This is a genomic window from Streptomyces albireticuli, assembly GCF_002192455.1.
In the GTDB taxonomy this organism is placed as follows: domain Bacteria; phylum Actinomycetota; class Actinomycetes; order Streptomycetales; family Streptomycetaceae; genus Streptomyces; species Streptomyces albireticuli_B.
Map to the genome: position 1 here is coordinate 1,169,962 of NZ_CP021744.1, position 15,345 is coordinate 1,185,306.

At 70.4% G+C, this 15,345-nt stretch carries 12 protein-coding genes; 8 read left to right on the forward strand and 4 right to left on the reverse strand.

Features of this window, described 5'->3' with window-relative positions:
• Positions 1-928 precede the first annotated feature (928 nt).
• The 6 genes from SMD11_RS04990 to SMD11_RS05015 all read left to right on the forward strand — a co-directional run bounded on the left by SMD11_RS04990 (position 929) and on the right by SMD11_RS05015 (position 8,551).
• Complete coding sequence (locus SMD11_RS04990; RefSeq protein ID WP_234365909.1) at positions 929-1,822, forward strand: hypothetical protein; 894 nt, start codon at positions 929-931, stop codon at positions 1,820-1,822.
• A gap of 213 nt (positions 1,823-2,035) precedes the next feature.
• Positions 2,036-3,457: an MBL fold metallo-hydrolase RNA specificity domain-containing protein gene (locus tag SMD11_RS04995; RefSeq protein ID WP_087925267.1), complete on the forward strand. Its 1,422-nt coding sequence runs from the start codon at positions 2,036-2,038 to the stop codon at positions 3,455-3,457.
• Between the two features lie 87 nt (positions 3,458-3,544).
• Entirely contained in the window at positions 3,545-6,361 is a 2,817-nt protein-coding gene (locus SMD11_RS05000) for a cation-translocating P-type ATPase (protein ID WP_087925268.1), read from the forward strand.
• Positions 6,358-7,017 carry a potassium channel family protein gene (locus SMD11_RS05005; protein WP_087925269.1) on the forward strand — a complete coding sequence of 220 codons (660 nt, stop codon included), beginning with the start codon at positions 6,358-6,360 and terminating at the stop codon, positions 7,015-7,017. Before SMD11_RS05000 ends, SMD11_RS05005 begins: the two co-directional genes overlap by 4 nt.
• Entirely contained in the window at positions 7,014-7,670 is a 657-nt protein-coding gene (locus SMD11_RS05010; protein WP_087925270.1) for a potassium channel family protein, read from the forward strand. Before SMD11_RS05005 ends, SMD11_RS05010 begins: the two co-directional genes overlap by 4 nt.
• Positions 7,671-7,750: 80 nt before the next feature.
• Entirely contained in the window at positions 7,751-8,551 is an 801-nt protein-coding gene (locus tag SMD11_RS05015; protein WP_234365910.1) for a DUF5710 domain-containing protein, read from the forward strand.
• Here the strand turns inward: SMD11_RS05015 and SMD11_RS05020 are convergent.
• Positions 8,537-11,143 carry a cation-translocating P-type ATPase gene (locus SMD11_RS05020; protein WP_199843800.1) on the reverse strand — a complete coding sequence of 869 codons (2,607 nt, stop codon included), beginning with the start codon at positions 11,141-11,143 and terminating at the stop codon, positions 8,537-8,539. The genes SMD11_RS05015 and SMD11_RS05020 overlap by 15 nt on opposite strands.
• Positions 11,144-11,172: 29 nt before the next feature.
• Entirely contained in the window at positions 11,173-11,856 is a 684-nt protein-coding gene (locus tag SMD11_RS05025) for a helix-turn-helix domain-containing protein (RefSeq protein WP_087925271.1), read from the reverse strand.
• 179 nt (positions 11,857-12,035) lie between these two features.
• On the opposite strand from SMD11_RS05025, the gene SMD11_RS05030 reads away from it, so the two are divergent.
• Entirely contained in the window at positions 12,036-12,905 is an 870-nt protein-coding gene (locus SMD11_RS05030; protein ID WP_087930294.1) for a universal stress protein, read from the forward strand.
• A gap of 13 nt (positions 12,906-12,918) precedes the next feature.
• Here SMD11_RS05030 and SMD11_RS05035 read toward each other — a convergent pair whose 3' ends face one another.
• Complete coding sequence (locus tag SMD11_RS05035; RefSeq protein WP_087925272.1) at positions 12,919-14,265, reverse strand: nicotinate phosphoribosyltransferase; 1,347 nt, start codon at positions 14,263-14,265, stop codon at positions 12,919-12,921.
• 17 nt (positions 14,266-14,282) lie between these two features.
• A complete protein-coding gene (locus tag SMD11_RS05040) occupies positions 14,283-14,498 on the reverse strand; it encodes a DUF1918 domain-containing protein (protein WP_087925273.1) in 216 nt (71 codons plus the stop codon).
• A 312-nt stretch (positions 14,499-14,810) separates the two neighbouring features.
• Here SMD11_RS05040 and SMD11_RS05045 point away from each other — a divergent pair, with 312 nt between their 5' ends.
• Positions 14,811-15,338, forward strand: a complete 528-nt coding sequence (locus SMD11_RS05045; protein WP_087925274.1) for a hydrogenase maturation protease — start codon at positions 14,811-14,813, stop codon at positions 15,336-15,338.
• Positions 15,339-15,345: the final 7 nt, after the last annotated feature.

The following is a 15,345-nucleotide window of genomic DNA, read 5'->3' on the forward strand; positions in this document are numbered from 1 at the left end:
GCATTCGCTGCTGCCAGGCATCTTCGACTGCTAGGCCGGCAAACAAACGGGACATTTCTCCCCGGGCGAGCGAGAGGTCGCTCATGAAGCGGCTCGCGCCCCGCTCTGCTGAAAGATTCCGGGATGGGACTCGAACACGAATCCCTGCCGACCGCACCTGTCACCCCACCAAGGGATACCCGCAGGTCAGGCAAACGCGGACGCTGCTGTGGTCGCACCGCGAACGTTTACAGCCATCTCACCACTCAGGCAGCCCTCGAAGCCGTCGACGCCATCGACAAAACCCTCACCCAGGCCGACCGGCCACCCACTCCCCCGCGCCCCGCCCCGGGTGCGCGACCGCGTTGCGACCACATCCCACAGCTGCACAACCAGATGATCACCATCAGGCAGCCCACCGGCACCAGAATTTCCCCCCGGACAGCCCCGGCAGCGGTGAACATGTGCGACCACACTGCGACCACAAACCAACGCAACATCAGAAAGGCCGTTCTCTCATCATGAGAGAACGGCCTCTGACCTGCGAAAATCGCTGGTCGGGACGGCGGGATTTGAACCCACGACCCCTTGACCCCCAGTCAAGTGCTAGGACCCCATACCGCCGACAAGTCGGACAAATCGCCAGTGCGGTCTGTTCGGCGATGCGAAGATTGCTCGCTTACGTGCACAGCGTGTGGTCCCCAGGTGGTCCCCAGCATCGCTACCGCTTCGGTCGCCTGCCACCGTACGGGCATTGTCAGTCGGCCACAAATCAGCGCAACGCCGCACGAACCACTCCGGCGGCTCAAGCTGCCAGGCTTGCAAGACCTCCGGCGCGGGCATCTCCCCCCATCTCGCTGCTGGCTGTCTTCTGCCTTTAGTCGTCGGACCTCGCATGGGGCCTGTTATTAGCGACCGAGCCGTTGCCTACATCCCCCACAATGGCCCTGTGCCACATCCGTCCATCACGGCTCTCGAGCAGCTCATCAGCGGTCTGTCCGACGGCTCGTCGCGGCAGCGTCAGCTCGGCATGGTGCGCCAGGAGCTCACCACCGCACTCGAGCTGGACATACTGCCTGGCGATGTCGCGTGGAGTCTCGCAAGGCTGCTCGACGAGGTGACGCTCCGGCGCTACGTCCAGGTGGCGAAGACCGGCACGCTGCGCAGCCGTCTGGTCGCCGGTGAGAAGCCACCAACCTCAGAGGCCACGAACGTGGCTCGGCTGGCCTGTTTGCAGATCCTCCGGGAAGCGGCAGGGCTTCCAGCCTTGGCCGCAGGAAGTGGAGGACCTGTCGAGCTGAGACCCACCCCGGAGCGCCGGCAGCTCAGAGACCTCCGGCGACGGCTCCGCCGAGACGTGTCCCGCATCGTCTCCCCGGGCCACGCCAGGCTCATCGCCGTGCTGGCCGTGGCGCTCGACACGCGAGCACGGGCCGGCGAACTGGCGGCCCAGCACATCGGCCACCTGTCGGACGATCACAGCAGCATCCACGTCACCCGGCGGCCGCAGCACGGCACGGACATCGAACCGGATCGTGAGCTCGTCTCCTTGTCGTCTCTGAGCCGAGACGCCCTCGCCCAATGGCTGCCTATCCGCTTGCAGCTGACCGAGACGCTCGAGGGCAGCGCCACGGCACTCTGGGTCTCGCTCGCCTACAATCATGCGGGGACGACGCGCGACGACGGGTCGCACACCCGGCGCCGTCACGGCATGCCCCTGCAGCAACGCGGCCTGATCCGCAGCTACAACAGCGGACGCCACCGGTACGGGCTCGCACACTTCCTGCCCCCGAAGCTCGAACAACTACGCCGCGCCCTTGAACGCGAGAGCGCCGGCCACTGACCCCCTCACGGCTCCCATTCCCCCGGAGACCCCCTCCGGTTCTTCGGCCCGCCCGACTGTTTCCAGCCCGCGACCTTCAGCGACCTGCCACGGGGCGGTCCCAGCCTGTGGTCGGGCACCGGTCCCCGTGCGCGCGCAGTGGATCGGGGGCACGGTGGAAGGACGGGCGACACGCCCCCGCACCGGCCCGTCCTTGGCATCCTGGAGGTGAGGATGACCAGCACTTCACAGGCGACGGCGAGATCCCGGCCTGGGCTGCTGTCCTTCCTCGGCGGCGTGGGCACCGTGACGGGCAGCAAATTCATGATCGAGACTGATCACGTCCGGGTCTTGGTGGACTGCGGTCGCTTCCAGGGGCCGGCCGAGCTGCGCCGCCTGAACTGGCGGCGCTTCCCGGTCGACGCCTCGGCCGTTCACGCCGTCGTCGTCACCCACGCCCATGTCGATCACTGTGGCTACCTGCCCAGACTGGTCAGGCAGGGCTTTCACGGGGACGTGTTCTGCAGCCCGAACACTGCCCGGCTCGCCGAGATCGTGCTGCGCGACAGTGCCCGGCTACAGATGGAGCAAGCCGACCACTGCAACCGCTACGGCCACTCGAAGCACCACCCCGCGGAACCGCTCTACGACGAGATGGACGTCGACCGCACGATGCGGCTGTTCCGGACCGTCGAGCCGGGCGCGGAGACGGAGGTCGCGCGCGACACCCGGCTGATCCTGCACCACGCAGGGCACATCCTGGGCTCCACATGGGCGTTTCTCACCCTGGAGGACGGGCACACGCTGGCCTCCAGCGGTGATCTCGGCAGACCGGTGCACCCGCTGTTGCGACCGCCGGAGCCCTTCACCGGAGCTGACGTACTGCTGCTCGAGTCCACGTACGGCAACCGGCGCCACGACAGCGACAGCAGCCGTGCGGTGTTCAGAGAAGCACTGAACAGGACGTTGGAGCGTGGCGGGACCGTGGTGATCCCCGCGTTCGCCGTGGACCGCACCGAGGTCGTACTGCACGAGCTGGCCCGGCTACGACGAGCCGGCGCGCTCCCTCGTGCGGTGCCCGTGTACGTGGACAGCCCCATGGCACTGGCCGCGCTGCGCGTCTACGAGGAGGCACTGGTCGCACGGGCACCCGAGATACGGCCGGAGGTAGTGGACGCCGGGGCGTCCGTCCTGGACCCGGCTCCTTTCTCGGCCGCACGCTCGGTGGAGGAGTCGATGGCCATCCAGGAGGTGAAGGGCCCGGCCGTCATCGTCTCCGCGTCGGGGATGGCGACCGGCGGCCGCGTCCTGCGCCACTTGGTGCGTCTTCTCCCCGATTCGCGGAACTCCGTCGTCATCGTCGGATTCGCCGCGCAGGGTACCCGGGCCCGCGACCTGGTCGACGGCGCGCGCACGCTCAAGATGTTCGGCGGCTACGTGCCCGTACGGGCGGACGTCGTGAGCGTTCCAGGGCTGTCGGCTCATGCGGACGCGGCCGAGATCCTGGGCTGGCTCCGCGGTGCTCCCGCTCCGAGCGCGACGTACCTCGTGCACGGTGAGCCGGAGTCAGCCGCGGCATTGCGGGACCGTATCGACCGGAGCCTGGGGTGGACCGCGGTGGTGCCCCGGTCCGGCGAGCGAGTACTGGTCCGTTGAGCTTTCCCGGCCAGGGCGGTCACAAGGGAGGTATCGCGTGGTCGATACTGCGCACCGAGCCATCCGCTGTCGCCTGGGCGGTCCGTGATGCCGGTCGACACCGGTCTTCTGCGACCGGGTGACACTCCCGGCCCTGGCGCTCCCCCGCCGGCGGACCGGTCCGAGGTCCAGACCCTGCCGCCGTCAGCCGTTGTCGCCGGCCTGGACAGCAGCGCCGGCGGTCTGCCGGAAACGGAGGTGGTATCGCGCACCGTACGTTTCGGTGCGAACGAGCTGCCCCGTGCGGCCCGTAGGGCGCCTTGGCGGCAGCTGGCCTCTCAGTTCACCGACCTGTTCGCCGTCGTACTGATGGTCGCCTCGGCGATCACGTTCCTCGCCTGGAGGCTCCAGGACCCGAGAGACGTCGGCACGCTGCAGCTGGCCGTCGCCATCCTGGGCGTGGTGCTGCTCAATGCAGGCATCGGCTTCTTTCAGGAGTATGCGGCGGAGCGTACGGCGGAGTCGCTGCAGGCGATGGTCCCGCACACCTGCCGTGTGCTGCGCGACGGGGAGCGGCGAGAGGTGCCCGTTCGTGAGCTGGTCCCCGGGGACGTGGTCCTGTTGGAGGCGGGGGACGCGGTGCCGGCGGACTGCCGGCTGGTCGAGGCGTACGACCTGTCCGTCAACAACGCGGCGCTGACCGGAGAGAGCGATGCAGTGGCGCGGACGGCCGAAGCCGTGGCGGCCGGGCCCGTGCTGCAGGCCCGGAACTTCGTGTTCATGGGCACCGATGTGGTCGTCGGCTCGGCCAAGGCCGTCGTCTGTGCGACGGGCGGGGCGACGGAGTTCGGGCGGATCTTCCACCTTGCCGCCTCGGCTCCACGCCAGCGCACCCCGCTGCAGCGGCAGGTGGCCGTCATGGCGCGCCGGGTGGCGGTGGCGGCCCTGGCGACGGGTGCCGTGTTGTTCGCCGTGCGGCTGCCGACCGGGCAGTCGCTGGTGTCGTCGTTCGTGTTCGCGCTCGGGGTGATGGTGGCGCTGGTGCCCGAGGGGCTTCCGGCGACGTTGTCGGTGTCGCTCGCCGTCGGGGTGCGGCGCATGGCCCGTCGGCACGCGCTCGTGAAGAAACTGCTGGCTGTCGAAGCGCTCGGCTCCACCACCGTCGTCTGCACGGACAAGACCGGCACGCTCACCCAGGCGGAGATGACCGTGGTGCAGGTGTGGGCGGGTGGCGGGACGCACGCCGTGTCCGGTGTCGGGTACGCACCCGAGGGCGAGGTCTCCGGCAACGGGCAGGTGCACGGCCTGCTGCGGGCAGCGGCTTTGTGCTGCGACGCGCGTCTGGTGCCGCCGTCCGACCGGCAAGGGTGGCGGGTGCTGGGTGACACGACCGAGGGTGCCCTTCTCGTGGCGGCGGCCAAGGAGGGCCTCGACGCGGCCTCAAGCAGGGCCGCCGCACCCCGTACGGCCGAGTACCCGTTCGACCCGGTGCGCAAGATGATGAGCGTGGTGTGCACGGATTCCGGCGACGACCACCGCGCGTACGTCAAAGGGGCGCCGCAGGAGCTGCTGAGCCGGTGCGCCGATATCGACTGGCAGGGCTCATCCAGGCCCCTGACCGGTGAAACACGGGGCGCGGTCGCCACGGCCATCGACGAACTGGCCGCCCAAGGGCTGCGGGTACTCGGCGTGGCGGCCCGCACGGTCTCCGGCCCCCGGCCAGCTCAGGACGAGACCGAGAACGGGCTGACGCTGCTGGGGCTCGTGGGCATGCTCGACCCGCCCCGCCCGGAGGTCAGCGCCGCGGTGACCGCCTGCCGCTCCGCCGGCATCCGCATCGCCATGGTGACCGGCGACCACCCGCTGACGGCCGAGGCCATGGCTCGTCGCGTGGGCATCGTCCGTGAGCCACACCCCACCGTGGTGACCGGCGACCGCCTGGACGCCATGGAAGACGCGGATCTGGACCGGCTGCTCGCCTCGTCCGGTGAGCTGCTGTTGTGCCGGGTCAGCCCCGAGCACAAGATGCGGGTGGTCACCGCCTTCCAGCGGCGCGGCGAGGTCGTGGCGGTGACCGGCGACGGGGCCAACGACGCGCCCGCCCTCAAGCACGCCGACATCGGCGTCGCCATGGGCGCCTCCGGTACGGACGTGGCCCGGGAAGCGGCGGTCATGGTGCTGCTGGACGACTCGTTCGCCTCCATCGCCGTGGCGGTACGGCTTGGCCGCTCGGTCTACCAGAACATCCGCAAGTTCCTTGTCTACCTCTTCAGCCACAACATCGCGGAGCTGGTGCCCATCCTCGCCGCAACCTTCGTGGGCTTCCCGCTGGTGCCCATCAGCGCCGTACAGATCCTGGCCATCGACCTGGGCTCGGACGTCCTGCCGGCGCTCGCCCTGGGCACCGAGCCGCCGGAGCCCGACGTCATGGACCGCCCCCCGCGCTCGCGGAGCGAACGGCTCTTCTCCACCGACGTCGTACGGCGTTTCCTCTTCCTGGGCACCATCCAGGCGCTCGGCGTGTGCGCCGTGTTCTTCTGGCGCGTGAACTCCGCCGGCATCCCCTACTCCGCCTTCACCGCGGACAACCCCGTCTACCGGGAGGCGATCACCATGACCCAGGCCGGCATCGTGGTCAGCCAGTTCTTCAACGCCCTGGCGGTGCGCACGGAACGGCAGAGTGTCCTGCGCGTCGGCCTGTTCTCGAACCCCGCACTGCTGGCCGCCGGGAGTCTGGGCATCGGCCTGATGGCCGCCATCAGCTACGCGCCCCCGCTGCAGGCCGTCTTCCACACCGCTCCCTTGAACGCGGCCGACTGGGCGCTGCTGGTGTGCCTCGGGCTTCTCCTGCTGGTCGCCGAGGAGATGCGGAAGTGGTGGCTGCGGTACAGGGAATCGTCCGTCCGAGAGGGGGCGCCCCGATGAAGCTGATCATCGTCGGTTGCGGCAGAGTGGGTTCCGCCCTGGCCACCCGGCTCGTCGCGGAGGGCCACGACGTCGATGTCATCGACCTGCTCGCCCGGACCCGCCGGCTGCTTCCGGAGAACTTCGGCGGCCGGTTCCACACGGGCAACGGCTACAGCAGGGCAGCCCTGGAGTCAGCCGGTATCGAGCACGCCGATGCCTTCGTCGCCGTCACCTCCCGCGACGACAGCAACATCGTGTGCGCCCGTACGGCGAAGGAGACCTACCGCGTACCGATGGTCTTCGCCCGCGTCTATGAACCGCGGCGTGCCGGCCTCTACCGGGAGCTGGGGATCCCGACGATCGCCAGTGTGGGCTGGACGGTCGACCGGATCCACCAGATGCTGCTGCATCGCCACCTGGAGCCGGAGTTCACTTTCGGCAACGGGGAGACTGTCCTGGTCCGTTCCTCCCTGCCCCACTATCTGACGGGCCGACCGGTCACCGACTTCGACGTGGACGGAGAGATCCGCGTCGTGGAAGTCACCCGCGCCGGGCACTCCCTCCTCCCTGCCCACGGCACCTCAGCCGAACCGCACGACGTCGTGACCTTCGCCGTCGCCGCCAAGTCCCTGGGGAGGCTGCGTGCCTTTCTCGACAAGGAGCTGGGAACATGAAGGTCGTGGTCGCCGGTGCCGGGAGGCTCGGGAAGAAGATCGCCCAAGTCCTGGTCGCCGCACACCATCAGGTGGCACTCCTCGACAGTGACGAGGAGAGAGTCGCCGAACTGCGCGGCCAGGTGGCGGCCGAGCTGATTACCGGCGATGCCTGCGAGCCGACGGTCCTGGAGCACGCCGGGGCGCGGACGGCCGACCTGATCGTCATCGCGACGGGCCAGGACGACACCAATCTGGTCGCCGGCCTGCTGGCCAAGCGGCACTTCTCGGTCCCGCGTGTCGCGGCACGCGTCAACGACGACGAGAACGCGTGGCTGTTCGACCGGCACTGGGGCGTCGACATCGCTCTTCCGTCCGCCTCGCCCCTGGTCTCGCTGATCGAGGAAGCCACGGGAGCCACCGACACCGTGGCCCTGCTCCGCCTGAGCAAAGCAGGCGTCGACGTGATCGAGACTGCCATCACCGACCGGTCCCGGGCGGCGGGACGAGCTCTGAGCGACATCCCGCTGCCCACAGGCACGATCGTCGCGACCGTCATCCGCGGCGGTCAGCCCACTGCGCCCGCCCCCGAATTGCTGCTGGAGCCGGGCGACGAAGTCCTGCTCGTCTCGCACGCGGCCTCGGAACGAGAAATCCACGCCGCCTTCCAATAGCGACGCAACCTGTAACGGTCGGCGAGAGGCCCCGCCGCACCGATAGCGTTGCCACGTCGCCAACAGGGAGGGGCACACGGGTGGTTGAGCGCATATGGCTGGACGTTCCGTACGCGCAGAAGGACGAGGCGAAGCGGGCCGGGGCCCGCTGGGACCCGGCCGTCAAACGCTGGTACGCGCCACGAGAGGGGATGACCGCTCTCGCCCCGTGGGCAGCTGCGCCGGATATCCCGGATCTCCTGCCCGGTGAGGACCGGACACTCGGCAGCGGCTTGTTCGTCGACCTGGTGCCCAGCAGCTGCTGGTTCACCAACGTCCGCTCCTGTGTCACCCAGCAGGACTGGGAACGGCTCCGCCGCATGATCACGCGGCGGGCCGGCATGTGCTGCGAGACGTGCGGGGCGGGAGAGGACCGGCAGGCGAAGAGATGGCTCGAGGCCCACGAGCGGTGGGAGTACGACGGGACGCGCCGCGTGCAGACGCTCAAGCGGCTGATCTGCCTGTGCACCGACTGTCACACCGTCACGCACTTCGGCTACGCCCAGGTTCGCGGCCTGGAAGCGCAGGCCTTCGCACACCTGGTCAAGGTCACCCGGATGCGCCCGGACCAGGCCCGGCGGCACGTCGACGCGGCCTTCGCGCTGTGGGAGCAACGCTCGGCCACGATCTGGAGCCTGGACCTGAGCATCCTGACCGGAGCCGGTATCACTGTCACACCGCCGCCGGACGCGCGCGACCGGCCCGCTATCGCCGCCGCGACCCTGGCCCCGGAGGAAACCGCCGGAGCACCCCCGGCGCCGCGCGACGTGCCGTCGGTGCCCCGCCAGGGCACGCCCTCGGCCTTCGTCCAGAACCTGTTCCGCGGCTCACGCCGCGGCTGAGGCGTCGCCGGACCTGCTCAACCGCCGGGCTCGGCCGCCCTCGGGCACCAGCCACGCCTGAAGGCGCATCGCACCATAGCCGAGTACGAACGCAGCGCCCACGGCACCCAGGTCCGCCCACTCGGGCGGCCGGGTGCCGAGCAGGTCGCGCAGCACCGGCACGTACGCTCCGGCGATCTGCAGGGCCAGGGCAGCCGTCAGCGCCAGGAGGAGGAAGGGATTGGTCAGGGTTCCCGGCCGGGCCCGGGACCCCAGGCCGACGCCCAGCTGGGTGGCGCCCAGTGTCAGGAAGACCAGCGTCTGCCAGGGCCGGCCCGTACCGTGGGCCCAGTATCCGACGGCCAGGGTCACCGCCGTGATGAGCACACCCAGCGTGAGGATGCGGGCCCACAGCCCCTGCCCCAGCACGCTTTCCTCCGGCGGTCTGGGTGGCCGATGCATCGAGTCGCCGGCCGTGGGTTCGGCGCCGAGCGCCACGCCCGGCAGACCGTGGGTGAGCAGGTTGATCCACAGGATCTGGGCCGGCAGCAGTGGCAGGGCCATGCCCAGAGCTGGACCGGTGAGCATGACCAGGATCTCCGCGCTGCCACCCGCCAGGGCGTAGAGCAGGAAGCGCCGTACGTTGGCGTACACGCGCCGTCCTTCCTCGATCGCCGCCACGACCGTGCCGATGTCGTCGTCGGCCAGGACGAGGTCGGCGGCCTGCCGGGCGACCTCCGTCCCGCGTCGGCCCATGGCCACGCCGATGTCGGCCCGGCGCAGTGCCGGCCCGTCGTTGACGCCGTCGCCCGTCATGGCCACCACGTGCCCGGCCTGCCGCCAGGACTCGACGATGCCGACCTTCTGCTCCGGTGTCGTACGGGCGAATACACGCACTGCCGTGGGATCCCCTACGGTCCCGCCCTGGATCCCCTCCCCAGTGACGGCTGTGTCCTGGGCGAAGGCGATGCCCAGCCGCCGGGCCACGGCTTCGGCGGTCAGCGGATGGTCGCCGGTGACGAGCACGGGAGTGATGCCGGCCGCCCGGCACGCCGTGACCGTGCCGGCGGCGGCCTCCCGCGGCGGGTCGAGGATCGCGACCATCCCGAGCAGGGTGAGGCCGCCCTCCCAGTCGTCCGGTGCGGGCGCCGTCCTGTCGGCCGCGGCCACGGCCAGGACCCGGTACCCCTGCTGCGCCCATTGCCGCGCCCGCTCCAGTGCTCGGTCACGTGGCTCCGGACCACCCTCGGCCAGGAGTCCTGCGCGAAGGACGGTTTCGGGGGCACCTTTACAGACGACTCGCAGGTCTCCTCCGGGGCGGCGATGCACGGTGGTCATGCGCTTGCGCTCGCTGCTGAACGGGATCTCGTCCACGCGCGGCATGCGCTCGCGCAACTCCGCCATGTCCAGCCCGAGTCGCGCCGCGGCGGCCAGGAGTGCGGCTTCCGTGGGATCCCCGAGCGCCGTCCAGGTCCCGTTGCCGGCGCCTGGCGGTTGCAGCGCAGCGTCGTTGCACAGCACTGCGGCAGTGAGCAACTCCGAAAGGTCCGCGGCTTGACCGGCGGTGAGTACGTGTCCGTCCCGCTCGACATGGCCCTGGGGTACGTAGCCGATGCCCGAGACGGTGGCCTCGCCACCGGCGGGGGTCCACAGCCGCTGCGCGGCCATGCGGCCTTCGGTGAGGGTTCCGGTCTTGTCCGTGGCCAGTACGGTGATCGACCCCAACGTCTCGACAGCGGGCAACCTGCGGACAATGGCATGCCGTTGGGCCATCCGACGCGCGCCCAGAGCCAGGGCGAGCGTCACCACGGCCGGCAACGACTCGGGGACGGCCGCGACGACCAGGCTGATCGCGGTCACCACCATCAGCTCCACGGGCTGCCCACGCGTGATCCCGACGGCAAGCACCACGGCGGACAGCGCGACGGCGGCCAGGGCCAGGGCGCGGCCGAAGCGCGCCAGCCGGTGCTGGAGCGGGGTGAGGCCGGGCGGCGCGGCCATCAAGGCGGCGATCCTGCCCGTGGCACTGGCGGCTCCGGTCGCCGTCACCTCGACGCGTCCGCGCCCTCGCAGGACCGTCGTGCCTGCTGACACCGCTCCCAGGACCGGATCGTCCGGCGAGGTTTCCTTGGCCACCGGCACCGACTCGCCGGTCAGGGAGGATTCGTCCACCAGCAACGTGGCTGCCTCGATGACGCGGCCGTCGGCCGGAACGATGTCGCCTTCGCCCAGCAGGACGACGTCACCGGGTACTACATCCGCGGCGTTCACCTCCCGCTCGGCGCCGTCGCGCACCACGCGTACGACCGGAGCACTCAGGGCCCGCAGGGCAGCCACGGCCCGTTCGGCGCGTACCTCCTGGGCCACGCCCACCGTGCTGTTGGCCACGATGACGATGGCGATGATCGATGTATCGACCAGGTCGCCGGTGGCGACGGTGAGCGCCATGGCTCCCAGCAACACCAGGATCAACGGATCGCGCAGCTGGGCGAGTACCCGGCGCCACACCGGTGTGGGGCGGCCGGAGCTGACGATGTTGGGGCCGTGGCGCGCCAGGCGGCGCTCCGCTTCGGCCTGGGGCAGGCCTTGGAGGTCCTGCGGTCGTGTCGTCACCGGTCGGTCGTCCTCCCGATCCGCCGGGTCTACAGGCCGCTGCGGATACGGCGGCCGGTGATCCGGCCGAGGGGGATGCGCACCCAGGTGTGCCGCTCGCCGCCCGCCCAGGAGTGCGGGTCCGCGGTTTCGCTCAGGTGTTGCCGCTCTTCCGGTTCGGAGACCGGTTCAGCCACTCCTCTGACGAGGATGCTCCATCCTTCGCTGCGCGCCTCGTCGATCCGGTCGACCTCGAAGGCGACATCACTGCCGACCGCCCCGGCGAGCACGCCCCCGGCTGCCGTACGGAAGACGATCGCGTCGCCGACGAGCCGGAAGTTGACGGGGACAGCCTCAGGTCCCTCCGGCGCCGAGAACACAACCCGCCCGACGCCGCCGTGTGCCAGCTTCTCCCGGCACTCTGCGGGCGGCAGCACCTCCAGAGCCGGCCTGCGTGCCAGAGGTCCCCTTCCGAGAAGCTGCTCTGTTCCCGCGCCCAGCAGGGTGGAGACCGTGGTCTCCAGCGCGTCCGCCATCGCGGTGAGCGCCTCCATCGAGACCACTCCGGCCTGCGACTCGACGTACTCGAGATATCCGGGATCCATGCTCGCGCGGGTGGCGGCCTCCTCCCGGGTCAGGCCCAGTTCCTCCCGGCGCTGGGCCACACGCCGACCGAGGTCGCTGCCGGGACGTGCCTGAGGCGGACCGGCCTCGTCTCCTGGTTCCGTGCCCATGGCCGTGTCCGCTTCCTTTCGCAAGCACCGTCCGCCCCATCTTCCCCAGTGAGACGAGTGTCCGCACTCCGTAGGCGCGTGGGCTAGGACATGCCGCACCAGCTGCGACGAGAGATGGTGGAGGAGGCGAACGACATGGGCCACGCCTGGCCCGAGATGCCGGTGAGGCGGTGAGCACGATGGAGCGTCCCGTGGTCGTGGGCGTCGACGGGTCCGATGGCAGCCTTGCTGCCCTGGACTGGGCTGTGGAAGAAGCAGTCCGCTTCCAGCTCCCCTTGCGGGTGGTCTACGCGTCGCTGTGGGAGCGCTACGAAGGGGCAGTGCCTTCGTTCACTGGTCAACGACCGGCGGAGGAGGTGGCGGCTCAACATATTGTCGCCTCGTCCGAGCAACGAGCCCGGCAGCTCTCCCCGGACTTGCAGGTGCACGCCGTGACCGTGCCGAACGACGCGGTGGACGCGCTGGTGGAGGAGTCGCGTGGCGCGGCCGCCGTGGTGACGGGCTCGTCCGGGCGAGGAGCCGTCAAGGAACTTCTGCTGGGCTCCGTGAGCCTTGCGGTGGCGGGACGTGCCGACTGCCCGGTCGTCGTCGTACGCGGCGAGGAGCGCAACATCAAGGGCATGAGCAACCGGATCGTCGTCGGCGTGGGCGAGGCGGACGAGGCCGCCACCGCCGTGCGGTTCGCCCTGCGCGAAGCCGAGGCCCGAGGGTGCGAGCTCCAGGCCGTGCGGGCGTGGCGCAGCCCCCAGCAACCGACGGACCCCTTGACCGTGCTCGATTCCGCCGCCCACGCCTACGAGGAACAGGCCGCCGCCGTCCTGGACGAAGTGCTGGAGGAGGCCGTGGCCGAGCACCCGAAGGTTTCCGTCAAGCGCACAGTGCTTGAAGGCCCCGCGCACCGGATGCTGCTCGGGCCGGCGGCCGACGCCGACCTGCTGGTGCTCGGCGCGACCCGGCGGCAGAGCCAGTTCGGGCTACAGCTCGGCCGGGTCAGTCACGCCGCCCTGCACCGGGCGGCTTGCCCTGTCGCGGTGGTGCCGCACCGCTGAAGCACGCGGCGCTTCACCTCGTACCGGCCAGGATCTCCGTCTCGATGTGGTGGCGAACGCGGTCTGCGAGTTCGGTGAGCGGCTGAGAAAGAACGGCCTTGGGGGCGACGGGCGAGGTGATCCTCCGCGCGTCATCCGGCAACGCCGCGAGATCGTCGGCGAACCGGCTGCGGGCGTCGTCCAGGCGAGAACGCCGGTTGCCGGACTGGGTGCGCCGACCGTGCCGCATGACCGTCTCCAGCAGCCGTTCACCGCCCGGCGGCGGAGGCTCGTCGAGCAGGCCGATGATGTCTGCGTACCCGGGCCGCCGGAAGACCTGCTTGCGGCCCGGCGCCGTCACCTTGGCGGAGGACAGCTTCATGACGGGCCGTCCGTCGTACTCGACCAGCTTGTAGGCGGAGTCCAGGTAGGGCGCGTCGGCAGAAACGCCGACCTTGGTTCCGACCGCGTACGTGTCGATGGGCGCCCCCGAGCGGACGAGCCGGTCCACGGCGAACTCGTCGAGACCGCCGCTGGCCACGATGCGCACCTCGTTCAGCCCGGCGCCGTCGAGGATCCGGCGGGAGCGCACTGCCAGCGCGCCCAGGTCGCCGCTGTCCAGGCGGATCGCGCACCCGGGCCCGAGTCCCAGGTCTTTCAGGACGCGTCCCGCAGTCGCCACGCCGCGTTGGGTGTCGTAGGTGTCCACCAGGAAGGTCACCGGGCCCGGATGCGCGCGGGCGAAGGCACGGAATGCCTGCTCCTCGGTCCCAAACGCCTCGATGTAGGAGTGGGCCATCGTCCCGACGGCGGGCAGGCCCTCCGCGTAGGCGGCCGACACATTGCTGGTCCCGGCGAAACCGACCATGGCGCCCAGCCGCGCGGCCTGGTACCCGGCCTCTGTGCCGTGCGTGCGGCGCAGCGAGAAGTCCACGACCGGATGCCCGTCGGCGGCCATTACGCAGCGGGCGCACTTCGAGGCGATGGTGGTCTGGTGGTTGATCTGGTTGAGGACGTAGCTCTCCACCAGTTGCGCCTGCGGAAGAGGCGCGGTGACCTCCAGCAGCGGTTCGCCGGCCAGGACCACGCGCCCCTCGGGCACGGCCCGTACGTCACCGGTGAACGCGAGACCGAGAAGCGGTTCAGCGTCCTCCCAGGGCCGGCCCAGCGCGGCGGCGAAGACCTCCACGTCGTCGGCGTCCACACAAAAGCCGGAGAGGTAGTCGAGGACGGGCTCCAGGCCGGCGGCCACGAGGAAGCCGCGATCGGCCGGGACTTCCCGTACGAACAGGCTGAACGTCGCCGGTCGGGTCAGCCCCTCGCGCAGGTACGACAGGGCCATGGTGACCTCGTAGAGGTCGGTCGTCGTGGCATCCGACATCGCCGACGTCTCCTCCCTCAGCGGAGGTGTCCCGGCTTCGGGTTGTGCTCCGGGTGGTGTACGTGGGCGTCCGGGCCGGGGTAGACCAGGGTCACTCTGTTGGTGTCCGACCAGCGCACGTCATAAGGCGGTGTGCCGTCGGAGTGATGAAGGCCGATGATCTCCCCGTCACGTTTGGTCGCGCCCGTGGTCGGGCTCTCGACGATCAAGTGGTCACCGAGTTTCGCGTGCATGTCGTCACCACTTCCCTGCCGTGTCTCCGGAATATCGGGCTCCGTCCCTCCAGCACAACACGGCCGATCGACCTGCGGAAGGGCCGGTCAGCAGCCCCGCTGCCCACGAAGGCTCGCACAGGCACGCGCTCTGCCCGGGCAGAGCAGGGCAGCCTCGTTCAGCCGAACCGCCTCGTTGCCTCGCGGACAGAGGAATCAGTGGCCACAAGGCTCCTTGCCCCGAATGGGCGACGTCCGGTGCCACGCACGCGCAGGGCGCCTCAGCGAAGGTGGGACACCACAGGCAAGCGGCCCGAGTACAGGGAGCGGACCATGGCGGCGGTGTCCGACCGCATCACGGTCATCGGAGTCGGCAACGCGTTCCGCCGGGACGACGGCGCGGGCCCCGCGGTCGTCGCCCGGCTGCGGGAACGTACGGCCCATGGCGGCCTGCCGGCCGGAATCCGACTGGTGTGCTGCGACGGGGAACCAGGTCGGCTGATCGGGCTGTGGGAGGACGCCGGGCTTGCCGTGGTCGTGGACGCTGCCCATGCCCACCCCGGGCATCCGGGCCGGATCCACCGGCTGGAGCTGGACGGATGCGCGGCGTGGCAGGCGGGCACGGCGAGCAGCCACGGGCTCGGCCTGGGTGAGGCGGTCGAGCTGGCACGTGCGCTCGACAGGATGCCCCGGCGCCTGCTCGTCTACGCGGTCGAAGGAGCCGACGGTTCCCTGGGCACGGGACTGACCTCCGCAGTCGCCGCGGCGGTCGGTCCCCTCACGGAACGGATCGAGCAGGAGATCACCCACTACCTCGCCGGACCTCACGGCAAGGCATCGTCCCGGAGCGTGCGGCTGTGAGAGTGGC

What these genes read in the sequence shown, in the direction of transcription:
- SMD11_RS04995 (WP_087925267.1), top strand. Translation starts at nt 2,036, where the DNA reads ATGACCAGCACTTCACAGGCGACGGCGAGATCCCGGCCTGGGCTGCTG.
- SMD11_RS05000 (WP_087925268.1), top strand. Translation starts at nt 3,545, where the DNA reads ATGCCGGTCGACACCGGTCTTCTGCGACCGGGTGACACTCCCGGCCCT.
- SMD11_RS05005 (WP_087925269.1), top strand. Translation starts at nt 6,358, where the DNA reads ATGAAGCTGATCATCGTCGGTTGCGGCAGAGTGGGTTCCGCCCTGGCC.
- SMD11_RS05010 (WP_087925270.1), top strand. Translation starts at nt 7,014, where the DNA reads ATGAAGGTCGTGGTCGCCGGTGCCGGGAGGCTCGGGAAGAAGATCGCC.
- SMD11_RS05025 (WP_087925271.1), bottom strand. Translation starts at nt 11,856, where the DNA reads ATGGGCACGGAACCAGGAGACGAGGCCGGTCCGCCTCAGGCACGTCCC.
- SMD11_RS05030 (WP_087930294.1), top strand. Translation starts at nt 12,036, where the DNA reads ATGGAGCGTCCCGTGGTCGTGGGCGTCGACGGGTCCGATGGCAGCCTT.
- SMD11_RS05035 (WP_087925272.1), bottom strand. Translation starts at nt 14,265, where the DNA reads ATGTCGGATGCCACGACGACCGACCTCTACGAGGTCACCATGGCCCTG.
- SMD11_RS05040 (WP_087925273.1), bottom strand. Translation starts at nt 14,498, where the DNA reads ATGCACGCGAAACTCGGTGACCACTTGATCGTCGAGAGCCCGACCACG.
- SMD11_RS05045 (WP_087925274.1), top strand. Translation starts at nt 14,811, where the DNA reads ATGGCGGCGGTGTCCGACCGCATCACGGTCATCGGAGTCGGCAACGCG.